This is a genomic window from Streptococcus mitis (genome assembly GCF_001579035.1).
GTDB lineage: Bacteria > Bacillota > Bacilli > Lactobacillales > Streptococcaceae > Streptococcus > Streptococcus mitis_J.
This window is the reverse complement of the sequence record NZ_KQ970286.1, coordinates 18,516-22,955: the sequence shown is the minus strand read 5'-3', so window position 1 is coordinate 22,955 and position 4,440 is coordinate 18,516. Positions and strand designations below refer to the sequence as shown.

The 4,440-nt window shown below is 42.3% G+C and carries 2 protein-coding genes and 3 pseudogenes; all 5 read right to left on the bottom strand.

Going from position 1 to position 4,440, the window contains the following annotated elements; translation table 11 throughout:
* Positions 1-119 (bottom strand): annotated as a pseudogene (locus tag SMIDD26_RS12560) (thymidylate synthase); the annotation flags it as partial.
* A 203-nt stretch (positions 120-322) separates the two neighbouring features.
* Entirely contained in the window at positions 323-1,282 is a 960-nt protein-coding gene (locus tag SMIDD26_RS02370) for an ROK family glucokinase (protein ID WP_033684051.1), read from the bottom strand.
* 116 nt (positions 1,283-1,398) lie between these two features.
* Positions 1,399-2,085, bottom strand: a pseudogene (locus SMIDD26_RS02365) (excalibur calcium-binding domain-containing protein); the annotation flags it as partial.
* Between the two features lie 49 nt (positions 2,086-2,134).
* Positions 2,135-2,752: an alpha/beta fold hydrolase gene (locus tag SMIDD26_RS02360; RefSeq protein WP_061438790.1), complete on the bottom strand. Its 618-nt coding sequence runs from the start codon at positions 2,750-2,752 to the stop codon at positions 2,135-2,137.
* A pseudogene (gene pabB / locus SMIDD26_RS02355) lies at positions 2,753-4,440 on the bottom strand (aminodeoxychorismate synthase component I); the annotation flags it as partial.

The window sequence follows — 4,440 nt, the reverse complement described above, 5'->3', positions numbered from 1 at the left end:
ACATATTTAGAGTTGGCAACTGTCCCATCCTTGTACTTAGGACGGGCCTGCTCAGAAAAGACACCGTCTTTGAGGATTCGTTCAATATTCTCTTTAAAAATCGTATCTGCTTTTGTCATTCTCTCTCACCTCATTTATTGTCCTAACTAGTATAGCATAAAAAAGAAAAGAGGAACATTACTAACTCTAGGTTAGCATTTTCCCTCTTTTATTATTTTATACTCTTCGAAAATCAAATTCAAACCACGTCAGCGTCGCCTTACCGTACTCAAGTACAGCTTGCGGCTAGCTTCCTAGTTTGCTCTTTGATTTTCATTGAGTATTATTGCAATACAAGTGATGCTGCTCCGATAACTCCAGCGTCATTTCCTAGAGTTGCAAGAGCTAATTTAGTGGATGTGCGTACTTGTGGGAAACTATTTTCGTCGTAAACTTTTTGAACACCTTGTAGAAGGAATTCTCCCGCAGCTGATACTCCACCACCAATTACGATTGTTGATGGGTTGAGGATTGAACCGATGTTGGCACAAGCGATTCCCAAGTAACGTGAGAAGTTACGGTAAACTATCAAAGCAAGGTCGTCTCCTTCTTTTGCAAGATCAAAGACAGTCTTAGCAGTTACTTCTTCTCCGTTGTCAATCAAGCGTTTCAAGGCTGCATCGCCTTCGTATTCATCAGCATAGCGACGAGTCAAGTTGACAATACCTGTTGCTGAAGCAACTGTCTCAAGGCAACCTTTCTTACCACAAGTACATGCGATTGGTTGGTCAAAGTCAACAGTGATGTGGCCAAGCTCACCTGCTGCACCAGCAACACCATGAAGCAATTTGCCTTCAGCGACGATACCACCACCAACACCAGTACCAAGTGTCATAAAGACAACATCTGGTTGGTTATCACCAGCCCCCATCCAGCGCTCACCAAGAGCTGCCACGTTGGCATCATTATCAATGAAGAATGGAATACCCAAGGCTTTTTCAATTTTTTCTTTAATTGGTTGAAGGGTTTTCCAGTTCAAGTTGTAGGCACCAATAACTGTTCCTTTTTCACGGTCAACCACACCTGGTGATCCCATTCCGATACCTTGGAAGTCTGCTGCTGCCAATCCAAGCAAGTCCAAACGATGTTGAATAGACTCAATCATATCATCTACGATATGACTTCCCTCATCCAAAATGTTAGTCTTGATAGACCATTTTTCTTGGATTTCTCCTGCTGTTGTTAAGATTGCAAATTTGATAGAAGTTCCACCAAGGTCAATCCCAATAATCTTTTGACTCATCATATTCTCCTTTTTCATTGTATAATAATTGAAAATGCTTACAGCACTAGTATAACAAAATTCATTTACTTATGCAAAGGTTTGCATTAACTTTCTAAATTTTATCTGATTTATGGTTTCCAGAGACCTGAAGCATCTACGTAGTAACGTCCATCATCAACTCGCTCATTCTTAGCCATTTTGCCATCTGATTTCAAATAGTAGTTTCCTTGCCATGCATTGCGAGCATAAGAACCATCTGATTTCAAGTAATACCAGGCTTGGTAAGAAGAGTCATAAACCCACTCACCTTGTGCCATTTTACCGTTTGACTTAAGGTAGTAAGCTCCTTGCCATGCATTCTTTGCATAAGATCCATCTGATTTCAAGTAATACCAAGCCTGATAAGAATCATCATAAATCCATTCGCTCTGTGCCATTTGACCATCTTCTTTCAGGTAATAGCTTCCCTGCCATGCATTTTTCACTGGATTGCCATTTCCATCAAAGTAATACCAAGTACCATCCTGCTTAACCCAGCCACTTGTTGTTGCTGAACTTGTATTGTTTTGAGCCGCAGTTGATTGTTTTGCTTTAAAGGCACCCTTAGGAGCATTTTTCAATTCGCAAGCCACACCATCATGATCGCGGTCTAACTTGGCAGAATAACCGGGCTCTCCCTCATGAATATCTGCATATCCATTCGCCCAAGCTTCCTTACAACTCGAAAAATGAATGTTTTCCTCTGCTAACACAGGTTGTGAAAACAAGGCTAAAACTGGCAAGGTAGTCAGACTCATTTTTAAAAATAGACGTTTATTCATTTCTTTCTCCTCTAACGATGTTATCGATTTCAATATTATTTTATCAAACTTATTTCAGCAATTCAAGGAAACTTCTGGTCTTTTCTACAAACTCCTTTGGTTTTGCCTTATTCAAGACATGAGGGCCGTCTGGGATAATCTGAAATTGGGATTCTGATATTAGTTTATGAAGACTTCTCATAGAACTAAGATTCGGTTTATCTTTGCTGCCACAAATTAGTAAGGTTGGATAGGGGCAAATCCCTGCTATATCCGTTAAATCAAGTGTCTTCAACTCCTCAGAAACTCCGACCATAAAAGCCTTGTCTGCCCCCTGTTTTTCAAATACCCTTTTGGGAAGTAGTTTAAAAATCAGCAACTGAAGATAAAATAGGATATTCCCTGCTAATTTAAGCAGGCATCCTGATAGAATCAAAGCTCGAAGATTTGGTAAATCGTAACTAGATAGCTCTAGTGCCAGGGCAGCACCTAAGGACAATCCAATCAAAACAAAAGGTTCTGTCTCTTGAGCTAGGTGTTGATAAACTCGCTCCTTGGCTTTTTGATAGCTGCTAACTCCAGAAGGAAATAACTCGATAGCCTCAGAAGGATAATCTATCAGTAGATTCCGAACTTCTTTCCAAGACTCTGCTGACTGCCCTAAACCGTGTAAAAATATCAGTTTCATCTAATTCTCCTCTAGGCTTAATTCATACAAGTCTCTCACTGCATTACAGGCGTAAATAGCTTCTGCTTGGGCTAAATCTGCCAAGGTCAAGACTTTCTCTTCTACTTGTCCTGTTTCTAGTAAATACTGGCGATAAATTCCTGGCAAGATTCCAAGTTCGATAGGCGGTGTGTAGAGTTTTCCAGCGATTTTCAGAACCAAATTTCCTATAGAGGTTTCAAGCAGTTCTCCTGACTTATTGTGGTAAATCTTCTCTTGTTTCCCTAGGCTCAAATGCGGTCGGTGAGTCGTTTTAAAATAGGTAAATGCTTGCTGCAAATCCGATTCCTGCAGGCAGAGTTTGGCTTTGCAGAAGGTCGGACTGGGAGGTTCCAATACTTGACGATCGACTTCTATCTCTCCAGATTTGCTAATGCTGAGTCGCAAGCGGTAATCTTGATTAGCATCACAAGCCTGACACTCTTCCTCTATCTTTTGTCTTAAGTCTTCTGCATCAAAAGGAAAGGCAAAATATCGACTAGCTTTTCTCAGTCTTTCCAGATGTTGTTCTTCAAACATCAAGTTCTTCTGGCTGATTTTCCCAGTTGTAATCAGTTGGAAACGAGCTTGTTTACGATAGAGAACAGCAGCCTTTTGATGAACCTCGCGGTATTCAGATTCCCAAGTGCTATCCCAAGTAATGCCACCACCCACTCCATAGATGGCTTTCCCTTGATGCAGTTGAATCGTCCGAATGGCCACATTAAAAATACCGTCGCCCATTCGGAAGCAAGAGACCAATCGTTCCACAGTAGACTCCACGCGGTTGTGGTTCCAAGTCCTTGATGATTTCCATAGTCGCAATTTTGGGTGCTCCCGTTATAGAACCACAAGGAAAGAGAGAACGGAAGATTTCAACAAGGTCAACATCCTCTCGCAACCGACTCTTGATAGTCGAAGTCATCTGCCAAACAGTGGAATACTGCTCCACTTGACATAGACGCTCCACGTGCTCACTTCCCACTTCAGAAATACGGTTCATATCATTGCGCAAGAGGTCCACAATCATCATATTTTCAGAGCGATTTTTAGGATCCTGCTCCAACCAACTGGCCTGGCCCAAGTCTTCTTGGTCGGTCACGCCACGCTGAGTCGTTCCCTTCATTGGTCGCGTTGTCAACTCGCGGCCATTTTGCTCAAAAAAGAGCTCTGGACTCATGGAAATCACTGCCATCTCGTCATGTTCCACATAGGCATTGTAGCCCGCCTCCTGCTCTACCACCATACGATTGTAGATAGCAAAAGGATTAGCGCTTAAGTCCTGCTTGAGTTGGACGGTGTAGTTGACCTGATAGGTGTCTCCCTGCCGCAAATGATGATGTATCTGGGCAATAGCCTTTTCATAGTCTGCTGCAGACGTTACTTCCTGCCAACTTGAAGGCAAATCAACCTCATCATAAGTCAGAGGAATAGGGGAGACCTCCACCCTATCGTGAACAGTAAAATACAGTAGGTACTCTCCCAGTAAAGGAGCTTTATGAACTGCTAATTTTTCCTCAAAAGCAGTTGCAGCCTCGTAGCTGACATACCCCACCACATAATAGCCTTGCTCTTGGTAGCTTTCCACTTGTGCCAGCAAATCTGCCACTTCTGCTATATTTCTCGTTTTCAACTCTTTAATCGGCTGGGTAAAGGTGTATCTCTCCCCC